Source organism: Candidatus Nitrosopumilus sp. bin_7KS, assembly GCF_054095835.1.
Genome location: NZ_JBSWSO010000006.1, coordinates 127222 through 142599, shown reverse-complemented (window position 1 = coordinate 142599; position 15378 = coordinate 127222). Strand labels below are relative to the sequence as shown.

Sequence of the window (15378 nt, the reverse complement as noted above, 5' to 3'; positions counted from 1 at the left end):
AACGATTGTCTCTGAAACTACTATGGTTTGTTTTTCATAATAACCTGCCCTTTTAGGCTCAAAATATCCTAGATACACTCTCATGATCTGTAATATGCTCGGATGTAACTCGGAAGCTTACGCTAACGTGATGTTTTATCACTTTGAATTGGGGAGTTCAAAAGCCTATTGTCGACAGATCATGAGATTTTGTATTAACCATGCTAAAGAAATTTCAAGAGATGATGACTCAATTAGGATTCAAGTGTTAAGTTGAGAAAAATAGAGATTGATGTAAACGATAAAGACTATCTTGATTTTCTATCCGTCTGTATTAATGAGGAGTTATCAGTTGAAGCCAAACTCAAGAACATCATAAAGTATCACATCATAACTTATCGAAATATGAAAAAAATTAGAAATCAAAAGCTATTTTCTGATCGCATAAAGTGATCAGCATTTTTATTGTTCAAAGGTAGTGATGGATCAGGGGATGAAGGCATTAACTGATTTTTCAGCTAAGTTTTACACTTTTTCTAACCTTTTGATGATATGTTTCCCTGAGGAGTCTGCCTAGAAATGCCAAAAGTAAAGGAAAACTGCGGTGTTGTAGGAATTTACAGTTTAACTGGAAAAAATGTTGTTCCGATGGTCTTTGATGCTTTACGAGCTTTACAACATAGAGGACAAGAAGCTTGGGGATTTGCAGTTCCAAACAAACCTCCGTTTAAAAAAATAGGTCTAGTCTCACATTCTTCATCTGAATTTAAAAAAATTGCTCAAGAATATGCATCTCCATGTGTTATTGGCCATGTGAGATATTCTACAATGGGTACAAGTACTTTGGAAAATGCACAACCTTTGAAAGTAAAAGATCTCTGCATTGCACATAATGGAACAATTGCAAATGCTCAAGAATTATCCAATCTAGTTGGAGGTTGTTCTTTTACACCCCAAAACGCAAGTGATACTTTGGTTGCAGCGCAAAGACTAGTGTCACTAATTTCTGAAAATGGTGAAATGGGTAAAGCACTATCTATTTTAAAAAATGAGATGGTTGGATCTTATTGTTTTACATTTATCTCTGATGATAATTCTGTTTATGCTGCTAGAGACCCTAAAGGATTTCGTCCAATGGTGTTAGGTCATAAGGAATCTGATGATACATACATTGTAACTTCTGAATCTGCTGCAGTTACCGCCGTTGGAGCAACTTTACAACGAGATGTAATTCCTGGTGAATTAATCAAATTAAGTCAAAATGGTTTAGAGACTGAACAATTTTCAACTGATACTTCTCGTGCCCATTGTTCTTTTGAATTTACTTATTTTGCTCATCCTTCAAGTAACATGGAGGGGCGCAACATTTACGTTTCAAGAAAAAAAATCGGGCAATTTATGGCAAAAAAATTTCCCATCAAAGATGCTGATTTGGTTATACCTGTACCTGATTCTGCAAGACCTGCAGCATTAGGTTATGCTCAAGAACTTGGTGTATCTTTTGATGAGGGTTTACTAAAAGACAGATACAGTAAGAAAGGTCCATTACGAAGTTTCATTGAACCCCATCAAAGTGATAGAGTTGAAATTAATCGTTGGATAATTCCAATTAGTGAAATAATTAAAGATAAACATGTGGTAGTAATTGATGATAGTTTAGTTAGAGGCACTAGTTCTAAGGCTATTATCAAGGCTCTTCGTCGTGCAGGTGCCAAAAAAATAAGCATGTTGATCACATATCCTCAAATTAATTATCCTTGTTATGCTGGAATTGATTTTCCATCTCAAGAAGAACTTGCTACATTCACTAATGGAAAAACTATGAGCAGTGATGAGATTACTGAGATGGTAAGACAAAGTATTGGTGTTGATTTTCTAGGATATAATGACGCTGAAAATCTAGCAGATGCAGTTGGAATGCCAAAAGACTCAATGTGCTTTACATGTTCTTCCGGAAACTATGATTCATTGGGAATAAAACCTGATTTTACTAAACGCGAACAAGTTAAAGCAAAAATCTAAACTCCATTTATTTGGAGATTTAATTAAATATGGTTTAAAATATCCTATATTCATGCAAGCAATTTGGAATGATGTAGTAATAGCAGAAAGTAATGATACAATTGTAGTAGATGGAAATCATTATTTCCCATTTGACTCAATTAAACAAGAGTATTTCAAAAAAACTGAATTAACTACTGTGTGTGGTTGGAAAGGAATGGCCAATTATTATTCTGTAGATGTTAATGGAAAAATAAACAAAGATTGTGCATGGTATTATGCAGAACCTAACGATGCTGCCTCTAAAATCAAAGGAATGGTGGCTTTTTGGAATGGCGTTAAAGTAGAATGATTTTTAATTTTTAATACAGTTCTTACATTGAGTAAATTTTTCTGTAATTGCTTGCTCTACTGTGTCTGGAACAAAATAGACTTTGTCTAGTTTTTTAATTTCAACAATTTTACAATCTGATGTCATTACGGCTAAGTGATGAACTACTCCATCTAATCTGTTTCCAAGATATCCTGGCATGTCTATATAGTAAAATGATGAGAATATCTATTTTTGCTTTAAAATTCATAGTAAAATGTCAAAATATATAGAAAATTAGGCATGAAATGCAATAATAGAGTCGGTATATATCTAGTTAAAACCATACAAAGTATGTTCAAAAAAATACTAGGGAAATTAAAACTTGGTTGTTGTACAACCAAATCTGCAGACGATGTTAATGCATTCAAAGAGTCTGAAACCAAAACAGAGGAAAAGTCAAAATAAAATGAAATACAATTGTAGAGTATGTACTTTTCATTGGGATGGAAATTCAGATACTTTTGATAAAGTACTGATTCATGAAAAAACTCACATCAAGAAGGTTAGTGCATAGTGGTCATTTGTAACAAATGTTACAATGAACACCATGATCAATGCATGGGAAAGGCTGACATGTTTGCATGCAGTTGTGACAGCTGTAAAAAATAATCCACTTTAATTATTAAAAAAATACGTGCTTTTAGTGAAATCGTATAAGGTAATTATTGAAATTATATGGTAAGGTGTACATCCTATTTTTATCATATCTGTATAATTAATTATGACTGATTATTCTTCGTCAATTTTTTTATTGTATTCATCAATTTTGAGATTGTATTTTTCAATTTCCTCATTTTCAGAATCAATATCCATTTCAAACAACTCTGGATTTTCTTCTTGAGCCTTTTTCATTAGTTTTTTGAATGAATCAGGATCATCTTTTTGAAGATCTAGCAGTAATTTCCCTATGGATTCATCGAGATTACTCATTTGAGTATCAATCATCTTATCTGGTATTTCTAAATATCTTTTATGAGTAATTTCTAGTGCAATTTATGTGGAAAATGAATCTTGACAAAAAATGTTGTATTTATTGAACAACCTATTACTTATGAAGTTAATCTAGTATGAATTATCATGCCTAAATGCAGAAACTGTGATGATGATTTTATACCTGATTCTACTAGTTTTTGCTCTGACGATTGCTCTAATGTGCATGCTCAAAAATATTTTCTATATTAAACTAAACCAAGGGATTACTTGCTAGTGATTCCTGACATTTTCTATGATGAGGCGATATGTTCCTTATGCTGGCTTTGGAATTAATGGTCTGTGGGTCATATCTGTCGTTATACATAACGAATGAATTTGCTCATCTGATTCAAAATAACATTTTTTACAATTAAACTTGACAGGTTCATGACAAATTGAACATCTCTGTTTGATTGTCATTTCAAATCCGCATTTTCTACAACTATCAATTCTCATGGTATGGATGTGTCAAAATTGATCATATACCTTGGTCAGCTGTTTAGCTTACCTGTAATCAATAGGTTTTACTCGACTCTATATGCAACAGATTCTAACTATAATTATGAAAACACAACAAATCTCAAACTGGGATAAAATGGTTCATGCCCCTTTCAAAAAGGTCGTAAAATTTGACCTCATCTGCATGGGAATCGGTGTAGTGATTGGAGTGGGTATTGGAGCATACTCTGTTGCTAGCGGATTATTAGGCTAGCAACAAACTTATTTTTTATGATTATTGATATGACTATAATGCAATTTCAAACAGTAGATGCATCGTACATATCAAAAGAAGGGTGTAGGCTAGTTTGGAAAGGAGTTGATGATGACGATACAGATGTTATTATTCTAAACAAGAATGAACTAAAAAATTTGGTTGAAATTTTTAAAAAAAACTCTACAGGTGAAGTAGAATTAGAAGATCAGTCTAGCTTTATCAGAGTTAATTCTGATGTTACACAATTTACATTAACAAATCATGGATTACTTGAGGCAAAGACTACTGAACTACAAGAACAAGTTTTAGAGTTTGCCAAAGTCCAACATGAACCACAATATGTTTACGTTGGTTCAAAAGAATTCTATCCTTCTGTCTGGATTCGAGATGATGATAAAGAATCCGAAAATATTGCTACAGAAAATCCAAAACAATCGCTCATTGAAGCAATACTGTCTTCAGACCCTGAAAAGATTAAGCAAGATCTTTCTCCTACTGATTTGTTCAGAGTGTTCTCTACTAGACGTTCAACTAGAAAATTCCTTAAAACTAAAGTTGAGGATTGGAAAATTGACAAGATTTTATCGGCAGCAGATGTTGCCCCTACTGCAGGAAACTTTCAAGGATTTCAGGTATTTTTGATTAAAAATGAAAAAACTAAAGAAGCACTTGTAGAGGCTGCAAACAAGCAACCATATGTCAATGCTCCTGTAGTTTTGGTATTTTGTATGGAGCCCTCAAGAGTCAAACTAAAGTTTCCTCAAGAGATATTGGAGAAATTCTCATTACAAGATGCTACTATTGCAGCTGCCTTTTCATTGTTGGCAGCATCAGGTGTAGGATTAAGTACAATATGGATTGGGATGTTTGATGAAGAAAAGGTAATGAAAATTCTAGGTACTGATTTGAGACCTTCATCTATTCTTTGTATTGGATATCCAGATAAGAAAAAACCTCCAAAATCTAGGAGGAAACTCAAAGAACTTATCAAAGTAATTGAATAACGTCTGAAATCGTTTTTATCTTGTATTGAGTAGCAGTATCATTGACTGATCTGTTTGATGAAACTGCAAATTATGTACTTGATTTGGCAAGTCCACAAAGAATGGAAATTTTATTCAAGTTATTAGAGAAAAATTCCACTCCTACTGCATTAGCAAAGGAGATTGGTGCAACTAAACAAGAAGTACATAGAAATTTCACACGATTGGAAGAAAGTGGTTTAATTGAAAAGAAAAATGATGGAAAATACGTGTTAACGACATTTGGAAAAACCGTTTGTACTCAGGTACCCTCATTAGTTTTTCTTTCACAAAATAGAAAATATTTTGAAGAGCACAATTTTGGAGAAATTCCACATAAATTCCAAATGCGCTGTGGGCAATTAGCAATATGTGAGCGTGTTAAGGGATTTTCTAAAACAATTGAGCAATGGAAGAATATTTACAAAAATTCTAATGAATACATCTATGAGGTATTATCTGAAGTTCCTCTTGATTTGATAGAGCCTCTGATAAAGCAAGTCAAAAAAGGCATAAAATTTGATTATATTTTTTCTGAATCTGTAGTAGTTCCAAAAGGAAGGAAGGCACTTCTCAAGAAATTTGGATTTGATAAATTAATGGCTGATGGATTAATTCAAAGAAAAATGACAAAAGATGTTCAAACAGTACTTGTAATGAACGAGAAAGAGGCATGCATAATGTTTCCAAAAGTAGATGGAGAGTCTGATATCAGTGAGATGTTCTATTCCGATGATTCAATGTTTCACGAATGGTGTCTTGATTATTTTAGATATTGTTGGTATGGCTCTGATGTTTTCAAAGAGAGTAAATTAAAAGAATGATTTTTACTTTCTATATGTTATCACTATAATGATCTTTTTAATTTAAATTTTTATAAAATTAGTAGAAACTAATTAGCTGTTTCTAATTTTAGAATAATTTTTAAATTATTTTTACTATATCGTATCTATGGAAAACAAATCCTGTAGAATATGCGCTTCTATATTGGAAGTCGAGCGTAGATGCAAATTCTGTAATGAGCCAACTAGACTCTTTTGTCATACTTGCGGAGTAATGGCAGAAAAAATTGCACATCCTGCCTGTATGATACTAGATGTTAATAGAATGCTTTTAGAATCAGATATGCATCATTAATTTTTTTAATAATTGTTATCTTGATTCAATAAAAATTACATCTACAAGATCTTTATTGCTCCGTTTTGTAACTGTGTCTCGATTTGCATTATGGTAATTTTGTAAATGTGCCTTTCGAGTTTTTATTCCATATTCTCTACATAATCTGCAAAAATATGTCACCTGTCTACTTGATCTTGGTTTTGATTGATTTTCATATTCTTGTATCGTAGTTTGCATGGGTTTTTTATTTAGATTCCAATATTTGAATATTGTCATAAACATGACATAATTGTCAAATATAGACAATTTATGCAAAATCTTTATATTTTGTAATCTCTATTACATTAAATCGGTGATTAAAAGATGTTTGATGACCAATTCGAAAAAACATTTCGAAGATTATCTGGCCCCTTTTTTTCAATGGGAGATGTCTTTGAAATTCCAGATGGGGCCCAAGTCCAAACAGTTGGGCCATACTATTATGGCTATCATATGACCGTAGGGCCTGATGGAAAACCCGTTGTAAAAGAATGGGGTAATGCAAAACCAACCACTGCAATCAGTGATTCTGGCATACGAGAAGTGTATGTAGATGAGACAATTAATGAAAAAGAACGTATTCTGCAACTCGTAGCTGAAATGCCAGGAATAGAGAAATCCGACATTCAGGTCAATGTAGCAGATAACATCGTGTCAATCTCTGCTGAACGCGGAGAAAGAAAGTATGGAACAAAGATTCCATTAAAGTATGACATTGATGAAAATTCCGCAAAAGCAAAGTACACAAACGGTGTATTGGAGCTGACATTCTCTCTTGCCGAAGAAAAACCCAAAGGCAAGATTGTGTCAGTGGAATGATTGGAGGGTGATATTATGAAAAGCATTTCATCAATCAATCAATTCAAAGAGTCTGTCAAATCTTCTGTGGAAAAAGTTTCTTCATATCCTGAAGAAATTATTTCCAAATGGAGGATTGGGAGGAGAAACTTCCCTTGAGGTGAACAACATGCAAAAGGTCAGCTCTTGGAACAAAATGGTACATGCACCATTTAAGAAAGTGGTAAAGTTTGATCTTCTGTGCATAGCAATGGGTATGCCCATTGGTGCCGGAATCGCCACTGCATTCCTAACTGGTGATATTTACCAACTCGTTTCATGGTGGTAGAAAATGCCAGACACTTTGTGTAGAAAGTGTGGAGGGGAGTTGGATGTTGAAAAGCAATGTTTTCATTGCAATCAACCTACCCAACTTTTTTGTACAAAATGCACAAATCCCACAGAAGTTAGATTCCACAGTCAATGCATATACAATGAGGAGATTCTATGGCATACAGTAGCATCACTGGCATAAGTCATAGGGTTTCTTCTTCAAATATGTGAGGGAAAATCATCTTCCCCCCATACCCTATTTTTTGTAATTTTACAATAATCTATGAATCTGCAGAATGTTGACTTTTTTCCTTTACCTTTCAAACTACTTTGCTCCAATCTTTTGATGGCAAATTGACCATGCCCTAGCAGTTAAATTCTATCAATATCAGGCATAATTGTTTGAAGTTTCTAACAAGTGGCAAAGTAAAGGATCTTTACGATGTTGATGAATCTAGTATTTTGTTCAAATTCTCAGATAGGGTCTCTGCATTTGATGTAAAGTTCAAACAAGATATCCCTAGAAAGGGTGAGATTCTTTGCAAATTTGCAGAGTTTTGGTTTAACAAATTATCTGTTCCTAATCATTTTATCAAACGAGAGTCAGATACTGAAATTATTGTTAAAAAAATGAAAATGCTGCCAATAGAGTGTGTGGTTCGTGGCTATTTTTATGGTAGTCTAGTTGGCAGATGGAAAAAAGGTGAGGTTACTTTGCCTGAGGGTACTGATACAACTTTGGCTGCAAAACTCCCTGAGCCGTTATTTGATCCTACAACAAAATCTGAACATGATATTCCAATAAACAAAGAAAAAGCATTGGAGATGAAACTCGTTTCTGAAGAACAATATGCTTGGTTAGAAACGACTTCAATTGACATTTACAAAAAGATGGCAGAAATTGCAGATGGTGTTGGCTTTATTCTGGCTGATTTGAAATTAGAGTTTGGATTATTGGATGGTAACATTACATTGGGTGATTCAATTGGTCCTGATGAATATCGTCTGTGGCCTAAAGACTCCTTTGAGGTTGGAAAAATTCAAGAAGCCTATGACAAACAACTCTTACGTGATTGGTTGACTGCAAATGGATATCAACAACAGTTTGATGATGAACGTGATGCAGGACGTGAACCTGTTGCACCTGAAATCCCTGCTGAAATTATTTCAAAAATGACAGAACGTTATGTTACTGCATATGAGAAACTAACTGGTCATTCATTGTAACACTATTGTCAACTTGGTACTGACTAGAAGTTAACATTCAACTCGATTTTTATTTTTGACCTATTGGAAAATCCTGTCCTGTAGGGTATTTGACAACATCTTTTCCAGGATCTGCCTTTTTTGATATTTTTTGGAATTTCTAAAACCGCTACAACAATTATTCATCCTATACTATATTCATTGTAGTGCTATTGATTATTTTCATTGCACTACAATATCTATTGTACTGGTATCCATGAATATGATAGCAGTCCAACATCCATTATAGTATACAAAAATTGATGCGATTAGACAAAAAAATATGATACGCGGATCTTTTAGATCGCTTTTAGATGGTAATTCTGTATGTCTACGTTACTAGAAAAGCAAATCAAAGTTAATCGTACTGTTACAACAAGTGTTGGACACGCACGTGCAATTGAAGACCCTGCACGAGCAAAAATTGTTGAAATTCTATATCATCAAGCATTGTCAGCTGATCAGATTTCTACTGCTCTAAAAAAGACAGGATACAAAAAAGCATTAACTACTGTCCGTCATCATTTAGAAATTCTAAAATCATCTGGGCTAATTGAAATTGCCAGAATTGAAGAATCTCGTGGAGCCATCACAAAATTCTACAGTACATCTACAAAATTGTTGGATTTTCAGACTCCTGAAGATTTTGATTCAACATATTCTAAAATAATCACAAATACCTCGACGAAAATTGAGAAAATTCTCAAAGGATTAACACCAAAAACTAAATCAAAAGGTAAAAAATCAGAAGAGTACTCTCAATACCTTGTAATGGAGATAATGAACAGAGCAATGACTAATGTTCTTGAAAAATCAAGTACAAAATAATTGAACGAATTTGAAATGATTAATCACCTCAAACCGATCAACTCAAATTTTGCACTTGGAGCAAAAATGTGCAAAAAATCTTCACAAAATGGAATTGTGACGGACAATATCCGAAAAACATCTACGACAATACGGAAAAGTGAAAACTAATGGATGAGAAAGTTGTAAAACTATTTTCAGAGAAAAACCTTGTCTTTATTGCAACTGTCATGAAAGATGGTTCACCACAAGTTTCCCCCGTATGGGCAAATTATGAGGATGGATATGTTTTGGTAAATACTGCAGAGGGTAGAATAAAACACAAAAATATTTTACGTGATCCTAGAGTTGCAGTATCTGTAGTGTCTAAAGACAATCCACTTGACATGACAACAATTCGAGGAACAGTTGATGAATTAATTCCAGACTATGAATACAAACATGCAGACAAACTTACACAACAATACATGGGTCGTGATCATTATCCGTTCAAACGAGATGGTGAAAAAAGAGTCATACTAAAAATAAAACCAAACAAAGTTTTTGTTTTGCCTGAACTGAAGATGAGTGAGTAGAAAATAAAATGTTTCTAAATTCGAGTTTAGAAACATAATACATTCAGTAGGGTGAATTTAAAAAAGATAGCAAGGACAGCTTATCGTCTACGTTTAGCTGCCTTTCTCTTTGGAGCGGCTTTGCGTTTAGATGCAGCTTTTCGTTTTGGTGCTGCTTTTCTTTTTGCTGCCTTTCTCTTTGGAGCTGCTTTTTTGGCTGCAGTTCTTCTCTTTGGAGCGGCTCTGCGTTTTGGAGCTGCCTTTCTCTTTGGAGCTGCTTTTCGTTTGGCTGCTGCTTTTCGTTTTGGAGCTGCTTTTCTCTTTGGTGCAGTTTTACCTGCATTTTTCCTTCGAGTTGCTGCTGCTTTTCTTTTACGAGCTGCTGCTGCCTTTAATGCCTCTGCTGCTGCATTAGCTGCATTCCTCTTTCGAGTTCTTGCTGCTTTTTTAGCTGCTTCGGCTCTTTTGGCTTTAGATACTGCCATAACATTTTGCAAAAATCATCGGTGTTATATTGTAAAAGTCACACATTACTACGCGCTATATAGAAAAATTTGACACTTTTTTTGTTTTTTTTAATTTAACGATCAGCAATTTGTAAGACATACAACAGCTGTATCAACAGTTGATTGATCTTTTTGTGGACGAATAATTATTTTGTATTGTTTTTCTTCATCAAATGGAACATCAAACTGTGTCGTTCTCTGAATTGGTTTGTTTGGATCAAGTCCTTCTAAAAATAAATCATTTGCTGAAAATTTTCCAAAAAATGCTGCATGTTTTTGATCTCTATCATCTACAAAGTAGAATTGCCCTCCTGAAATCACTGTTTTTTCATCACTGATGTTTTTTGCAGTAATTCCAATCATTACAAACGTGTTTTCAGGTGTATTTTCTTTATCTCCGTTATGAGTTCCCTCAAATGTTATGACGTATTCTACAGGTCCTACAATTACTGGATTTCCTACACTTGATTCAATGAAATTTGTTTCATATTGGATATACATGAACATTGCAAATCCCATTGAAGCTATAATTGCTCCAATTACGATGACAATTCCAATTCCACCCATTGATTTTTTGTAATAATTTTGGTATATAGTTGAAACGCACCTTAAAAAAGAGAGTCTAGGCTAAATGCAAAAATGCGCCTTGTGAGAGGTAAGCCTAAACTCTGAATATACTATAATGAAAAAGGACTTAAAATCCCCGGAATTTTAGCCCCAAAACCACTGCCAAATTGGTCAAACATTTGCATAAAACAACAGTTTAACTACAAAACTTCATGGTGATTACAATGAGGAAGATCATTCTATTCGTTGCGTCCAGCTTGGATGGATATATTGCAAAAACCAATGGTAGTGTGGATTGGCTTCCAGTACATTGCTCTTCTGGATATGATAAATTTTACAAATCTATTGACACTGTAATTATGGGTAAAAAGACCTACGACCAGGTACTGGCATTTGGTGCATACCCATACAAAAACAAGAAATCATACGTGCTTACTCGTAATGACATTCCAAATAATGATGAAAATATTCAATTTGTAAATAATGTTGAAAAATTAACAAGATACCTCCTTACTAGTCCTGGCTCTGATGTGTGGCTGATAGGTGGTGCAGAAATAATTACAACATTCATGAATCTTGGTTTAATTGATGAAATTATTTTATCTATAATGCCTGTCGTTCTTGGTAGCGGCATCTCATTATTCAATAATATTCAAAAAGAAACAAAATTTCAATTGATCAAAACTACAGAATATGATGTATTAGTTGAATTACATTACAAAGTTTTGAAATAATTTCTATCCAAATTATTGAACAATTTTTGTCTAAAAATGGTCTTTTTTTACTGATTTTTAGGGGGTTGAGCTTTTACGCACGACACCAATAGTTTAGGGGTCTTTAGCTGGGAGAGCTTGGTGGAATTAGGGTTGCATCTTGTATCTAGGCACAAGTGTTACACCCCCCCTCCAAATGCCTGTTTTTGAAAATTTCATAATGTGACTAAACATGCTAATTTTAAGGGGGGGTTTAACGCCTAGCCTTAATTTTGGGAAATCACTCATTTTAGAAAGTTATCTGAAATTGATGTGATCCAGTCAAATATTTGAAGAAATAGACTTGATGAAAGTATTCTAAATTTATCAAATATGTTATTTGTAGATGCAAATGTTTCATTGATTGCTGATTCATCAATTTGTAAAATACTCTCTTTCATCATTTAATTTTAGGAAAATTCTGATTTTACTATATGTGTGCATTATTGGACACACATTTTGCCCCAAATAAGGGGGGTTTTTTCAACAAAAAGATGACTAGGCCAATTATTGCTTCAGTTCTTTCTGGACTGTCTTTACGATGAAATGGACTGCTAGTGCTAGCCCCATCACTTTGAAGAAATTATTCATGTAATTTGCCCTCTTTTTTGTCATATGTCTCAAGAACCTCGTCTATCATTTTGAGGATATTCAATTCTGAATTGCCTCCCATTTTGTAGTTGGTTCATCAAGTCTGAGCTTACTGACATTGATGCTAACATTGATCTCAAAGTTCTTTGTTGTGTGCTTGAATAACAGATTACAGATATTCATTTCACAAACACCACCAAAGTTGCAATCATTGTTAAAACAAAAGCCTTGTTTTTTGATGCCTTGAGTTTAAGAAATTGGGTTTCTAAAAAACTTGGGTTTGTTGTATTTTTTGTTGTAGATTTTGTTGCTATCATATTCTATCATGGTGACTTTTCGATATAAGGTCCGCGTAGAACTGATAAATCATCTATTTTTTTTAAAATGTTTTCAACAAAAATCTGGCTGTTTTATCGTATTTCTCTGAAACACTGTCTATTGCCTCTAGCATTGTTTGTTGATTGATGTTTTCCTTGTCATCCATCACTACATAGACTCCGACTTTTTGTTTTCCATCTTCAGTGATAATTTTGTTTATTGCCTGTATGGAATAGCAATAATCGCTCACTTTTTTCTCAAATTTTGCTTTCTCTTCTGCACTAAATCCCAAATATCTTGCAATTTGATTATTTTTCATTTCAACTTTGGCACCAATTACTAGGATGCCTGGCTGTCCTTTTGGTTCAAATATGTCTACTGGAATCCCGTACTGTCCTGCATGTTTTACTAGAATTTGAAAATTATTTTCTGGGTTTTTTACTCCTTCAAATGATAACCCTTCATGAATTACCCATCTCTCTACGTTATCTCTCATCCTTGATGCACTCATTGAAAATCTTTGAAATTAGTACTATATGATTCTAAATTTGAATGATTACCCTACTGAATTTAGAATGTTTCTAAACTCGAGTTTAGAAATAACTGTTATCTTTACCTGGAAAACAAGATATTATTTGCTAGATGTTTACATTAAAGCCTGAATCCAAGCCTGGAACCGTTGATGCAATCACAATATTGAAAATTATACCAATCACCATGAATACAATTCCAATGTACAAACAATTCCTTGCCTTATGTGGATCATCTTTTCGTAAAATAAAAAATGCAATAATTCCACCAATCATTCCAAAGAAAATTGGTAACAGAAACCATGCATTACTTCTAGTTTTTTCTGGATATGACATTCTTTTTCATCTTTATTTTGCAACTATAACTTTTTTCTGTAGTTGCGTGATTTCAATTTCTACTGTTTCTAAAGGATCTTCTACTTGATTACGTCTAATTGAGAACATTTTTGGTTTTTCAAAGTCTTCTGTACAATCTGGACATGCATACACTAGCACTCTATGTTCATTTGGCGCTTTTGGATTTGACAATCTTGGATAATACACCAATCTTGCTCCACAATCCACACAATATCTGTTGGCCCTTCTAGTTCTGACCAATGTAAACCTCCTGCATCATTCTAAGTATGCGATCATGTATTAGATCTATATTGTCTAATAGAGTAAACCAATTACTAACAACCGATCAATATTTCTAAATTCGAATTTAGAAACATATTGAATCATGTTCTTTGATTATAGTACTATTGTAGAAATAGAATGTTTCAGAACTCGAGTTTAGAAAGAAGCGCCTCCCACCAGACTTGAACTGGTGACCAACCGGTTAACAGCCGGTTGCTCTACCACGCTGAGCTAGGGAGGCACACGATTGTACCTTGGCAAAAGTGATTTAATCTTTGCGACTATGCATAATAAACTAAAGTTAGAAAATGTTTAGTTGAATTTGGCAAAGAATTCTTTAATTTCTTTTGCATGACTCTCTACTAATTCAATAATTTCCAAGTGTTCATCAGCTGTTGGTTCTCTTTGGTGTACAATTTGAAATGCACTAAGTGCTGAGCCAACCATTTCGCCGACAAAAAACCCACATAAAAAATCCCCAATATTTCCACAGTCCCATGTTTCACCGATTCTTGGAGATGCACCTGCAGATTTGTATAATTCTAAAGTTTGTACTATTAAATCAGTTGTCTGTTTTGAAAATTCAGGATCAAGGGTCATTTGGTAAACTGATTTTACTTTTCTATGCCTTTTTTCTTTTCAAATGAATAGATACCGTCAAGGAAAACTCTATGATCTTTGTTCTTTACTTTGGATCTTAATTCTATGTTGGCAGCTGTCTGTGTGATATCAGTCCACACTTCACCTGTAAGAATGACATCTTCCCCTTTTGGAACCACTTTGGTATTTCCAACAATATGTGTCAATCTTGGAGCTCTTTCTCCTTGGAAATTTTCAATTATGATTGACTTTCCATCTACTTTGACAGTAATTGGAAAGTGAGAGAACACAATTTTCATTTTTATTGTATATCCTGTAACTAGACCTTCACAAATATTTCTAATAATTGATCTTGCAGTATGTAGTATTGCATAATCTCTCTTTTTTTGTTCAATTGTGGATAAGAGAATCTTCCCTTCTTCGATTTTGATGTTTACTGGAATGGTTCTAAAACTTTTGTGAGTTTTACCTAATGGTCCTACAAAGTGCAGCATGTGTTTCTTTAGAGTGACTGTGACTCCTTCAGGAATATCCACTTGATCTTGGAATTTTTCTAGTTGCTCAGTAGACATAACCTATCAAAAATCCTCCAATTCCTTTAGTTACTGCATCATGATGTGACATTACTCCTTGGTTGGTTGTTACCAAAAGCATTCCTCTGTCATATGCAGGCAAATATTGTTGCTCCCAACTATTGTATTCATCTGTTTTTACTTTGAATCTTGGGGAGATTGCTCCACATTTTGTAATTTTTGCTAATAGTTTAATTTTGAATTTTCCGCCTCTTTTATCGTCAATATGCTCAAATTCACCAATGTATCCGTCTTTTTGAAGTGTCTTTAGAACTTCTATACCTAGTTTTGAGGTTGGAAGAATGATGCAATCTGATTTTCTTCTTGCTTCATTATTGTAAAGTGTGACAAATAGATTTGCTAAGATGTTTGTTGCTGGCATATTAAA

General features: G+C 33.8%; 24 protein-coding genes and 1 tRNA gene. 12 read left to right on the top strand and 13 right to left on the bottom strand.

Annotation, left to right across the window (positions count from 1 at the left end; translation table 11 throughout):
• The first annotated feature begins 558 nt into the window (after positions 1 to 558).
• Both ACW9W4_RS07085 and ACW9W4_RS07080 read left to right on the top strand, forming a co-directional pair.
• Positions 559 to 2001 (top strand): amidophosphoribosyltransferase, encoded by a 1443-nt coding sequence (locus ACW9W4_RS07085; RefSeq protein WP_457761769.1) that lies wholly within the window; start codon positions 559 to 561, stop codon positions 1999 to 2001.
• Between the two features lie 52 nt (positions 2002 to 2053).
• A complete protein-coding gene (locus tag ACW9W4_RS07080; protein ID WP_457761768.1) occupies positions 2054 to 2332 on the top strand; it encodes a DUF427 domain-containing protein in 279 nt (92 codons plus the stop codon).
• Positions 2333 to 2335: 3 nt separating this feature from the next.
• On the opposite strand, the gene ACW9W4_RS07075 is transcribed toward ACW9W4_RS07080, so the two are convergent.
• On the bottom strand, positions 2336 to 2512 hold the full coding sequence (locus ACW9W4_RS07075; RefSeq protein WP_457761767.1) for a hypothetical protein: 177 nt from the start codon (positions 2510 to 2512) through the stop codon (positions 2336 to 2338).
• Positions 2513 to 2593: 81 nt separating this feature from the next.
• Between ACW9W4_RS07075 and ACW9W4_RS07070 the strand changes: the two genes are divergently transcribed.
• Positions 2594 to 2758 carry a hypothetical protein gene (locus ACW9W4_RS07070; protein WP_457761766.1) on the top strand — a complete coding sequence of 55 codons (165 nt, stop codon included), beginning with the start codon at positions 2594 to 2596 and terminating at the stop codon, positions 2756 to 2758.
• Positions 2759 to 3082: 324 nt separating this feature from the next.
• Here the strand turns inward: ACW9W4_RS07070 and ACW9W4_RS07065 are convergent, their stop codons facing one another.
• The gene (locus ACW9W4_RS07065) at positions 3083 to 3298 is read right to left on the bottom strand and encodes a hypothetical protein (protein ID WP_457761765.1); all 216 of its coding nucleotides are present in this window, start codon (positions 3296 to 3298) and stop codon (positions 3083 to 3085) included.
• A 589-nt stretch (positions 3299 to 3887) separates the two neighbouring features.
• Between ACW9W4_RS07065 and ACW9W4_RS07060 the strand changes: the two genes are divergently transcribed.
• From ACW9W4_RS07060 to ACW9W4_RS07050, 3 genes are read left to right on the top strand one after another with little or no spacing between them, the layout of a single operon-like run.
• A complete protein-coding gene (locus tag ACW9W4_RS07060) occupies positions 3888 to 4037 on the top strand; it encodes a hypothetical protein (RefSeq protein ID WP_457761764.1) in 150 nt (49 codons plus the stop codon).
• 38 nt (positions 4038 to 4075) lie between these two features.
• A complete protein-coding gene (locus tag ACW9W4_RS07055) occupies positions 4076 to 5044 on the top strand; it encodes a nitroreductase family protein (protein WP_457761763.1) in 969 nt (322 codons plus the stop codon).
• Positions 5045 to 5085: 41 nt separating this feature from the next.
• Positions 5086 to 5886, top strand: coding sequence for a helix-turn-helix transcriptional regulator (locus tag ACW9W4_RS07050; protein ID WP_457761762.1), 801 nt, complete (start codon positions 5086 to 5088; stop codon positions 5884 to 5886).
• A 328-nt stretch (positions 5887 to 6214) separates the two neighbouring features.
• On the opposite strand, the gene ACW9W4_RS07045 is transcribed toward ACW9W4_RS07050, so the two are convergent.
• Positions 6215 to 6418 (bottom strand): hypothetical protein, encoded by a 204-nt coding sequence (locus ACW9W4_RS07045; RefSeq protein ID WP_179361934.1) that lies wholly within the window; start codon positions 6416 to 6418, stop codon positions 6215 to 6217.
• Positions 6419 to 6544: 126 nt separating this feature from the next.
• Between ACW9W4_RS07045 and hsp20 the strand changes: the two genes are divergently transcribed.
• The 5 genes from hsp20 to ACW9W4_RS07020 all read left to right on the top strand — a co-directional run bounded on the left by hsp20 (position 6545) and on the right by ACW9W4_RS07020 (position 9957).
• A complete protein-coding gene (gene hsp20 / locus ACW9W4_RS07040) occupies positions 6545 to 7039 on the top strand; it encodes an archaeal heat shock protein Hsp20 (RefSeq protein ID WP_457761761.1) in 495 nt (164 codons plus the stop codon).
• A gap of 148 nt (positions 7040 to 7187) precedes the next feature.
• Positions 7188 to 7346, top strand: coding sequence for a hypothetical protein (locus ACW9W4_RS07035; protein WP_457761760.1), 159 nt, complete (start codon positions 7188 to 7190; stop codon positions 7344 to 7346).
• Positions 7347 to 7732: 386 nt separating this feature from the next.
• Positions 7733 to 8557, top strand: a complete 825-nt coding sequence (purC, locus tag ACW9W4_RS07030; protein ID WP_457761759.1) for a phosphoribosylaminoimidazolesuccinocarboxamide synthase — start codon at positions 7733 to 7735, stop codon at positions 8555 to 8557.
• Positions 8558 to 8902: 345 nt separating this feature from the next.
• Positions 8903 to 9403, top strand: a complete 501-nt coding sequence (locus tag ACW9W4_RS07025; protein WP_457761758.1) for a helix-turn-helix domain-containing protein — start codon at positions 8903 to 8905, stop codon at positions 9401 to 9403.
• A gap of 149 nt (positions 9404 to 9552) precedes the next feature.
• The gene (locus tag ACW9W4_RS07020; protein WP_457761757.1) at positions 9553 to 9957 is read left to right on the top strand and encodes a PPOX class F420-dependent oxidoreductase; all 405 of its coding nucleotides are present in this window, start codon (positions 9553 to 9555) and stop codon (positions 9955 to 9957) included.
• 80 nt (positions 9958 to 10037) lie between these two features.
• Here the strand turns inward: ACW9W4_RS07020 and ACW9W4_RS07015 are convergent, their stop codons facing one another.
• A complete protein-coding gene (locus tag ACW9W4_RS07015) occupies positions 10038 to 10421 on the bottom strand; it encodes a hypothetical protein (RefSeq protein ID WP_457761756.1) in 384 nt (127 codons plus the stop codon).
• 102 nt (positions 10422 to 10523) lie between these two features.
• Positions 10524 to 11009 carry a DUF4352 domain-containing protein gene (locus ACW9W4_RS07010; protein WP_457761755.1) on the bottom strand — a complete coding sequence of 162 codons (486 nt, stop codon included), beginning with the start codon at positions 11007 to 11009 and terminating at the stop codon, positions 10524 to 10526.
• Between the two features lie 224 nt (positions 11010 to 11233).
• Here ACW9W4_RS07010 and ACW9W4_RS07005 point away from each other — a divergent pair, with 224 nt between their 5' ends.
• The gene (locus tag ACW9W4_RS07005) at positions 11234 to 11743 is read left to right on the top strand and encodes a dihydrofolate reductase family protein (RefSeq protein WP_457761754.1); all 510 of its coding nucleotides are present in this window, start codon (positions 11234 to 11236) and stop codon (positions 11741 to 11743) included.
• Between the two features lie 788 nt (positions 11744 to 12531).
• Here the strand turns inward: ACW9W4_RS07005 and ACW9W4_RS07000 are convergent.
• The 8 genes from ACW9W4_RS07000 to ACW9W4_RS06965 form a co-directional block, all read right to left on the bottom strand.
• On the bottom strand, positions 12532 to 12669 hold the full coding sequence (locus ACW9W4_RS07000; RefSeq protein ID WP_457761753.1) for a hypothetical protein: 138 nt from the start codon (positions 12667 to 12669) through the stop codon (positions 12532 to 12534).
• 62 nt (positions 12670 to 12731) lie between these two features.
• Positions 12732 to 13181, bottom strand: a complete 450-nt coding sequence (locus tag ACW9W4_RS06995) for a DUF2299 family protein (RefSeq protein WP_457761752.1) — start codon at positions 13179 to 13181, stop codon at positions 12732 to 12734.
• A gap of 127 nt (positions 13182 to 13308) precedes the next feature.
• Complete coding sequence (locus ACW9W4_RS06990) at positions 13309 to 13536, bottom strand: hypothetical protein (protein WP_457761751.1); 228 nt, start codon at positions 13534 to 13536, stop codon at positions 13309 to 13311.
• Between the two features lie 12 nt (positions 13537 to 13548).
• Positions 13549 to 13797 (bottom strand): hypothetical protein, encoded by a 249-nt coding sequence (locus tag ACW9W4_RS06985; RefSeq protein ID WP_457761750.1) that lies wholly within the window; start codon positions 13795 to 13797, stop codon positions 13549 to 13551.
• Positions 13798 to 13985: 188 nt separating this feature from the next.
• Positions 13986 to 14059: transfer RNA gene (locus ACW9W4_RS06980), tRNA-Asn, on the bottom strand.
• Positions 14060 to 14130: 71 nt separating this feature from the next.
• Positions 14131 to 14418 carry a hypothetical protein gene (locus ACW9W4_RS06975; protein ID WP_457761749.1) on the bottom strand — a complete coding sequence of 96 codons (288 nt, stop codon included), beginning with the start codon at positions 14416 to 14418 and terminating at the stop codon, positions 14131 to 14133.
• 14 nt (positions 14419 to 14432) lie between these two features.
• Positions 14433 to 14990 (bottom strand): 50S ribosomal protein L6, encoded by a 558-nt coding sequence (locus ACW9W4_RS06970; protein ID WP_457761748.1) that lies wholly within the window; start codon positions 14988 to 14990, stop codon positions 14433 to 14435.
• Positions 14980 to 15372, bottom strand: a complete 393-nt coding sequence (locus tag ACW9W4_RS06965; protein ID WP_457761747.1) for a 30S ribosomal protein S8 — start codon at positions 15370 to 15372, stop codon at positions 14980 to 14982. The genes ACW9W4_RS06970 and ACW9W4_RS06965 overlap by 11 nt, the downstream gene beginning before the upstream one ends.
• Positions 15373 to 15378: the final 6 nt, after the last annotated feature.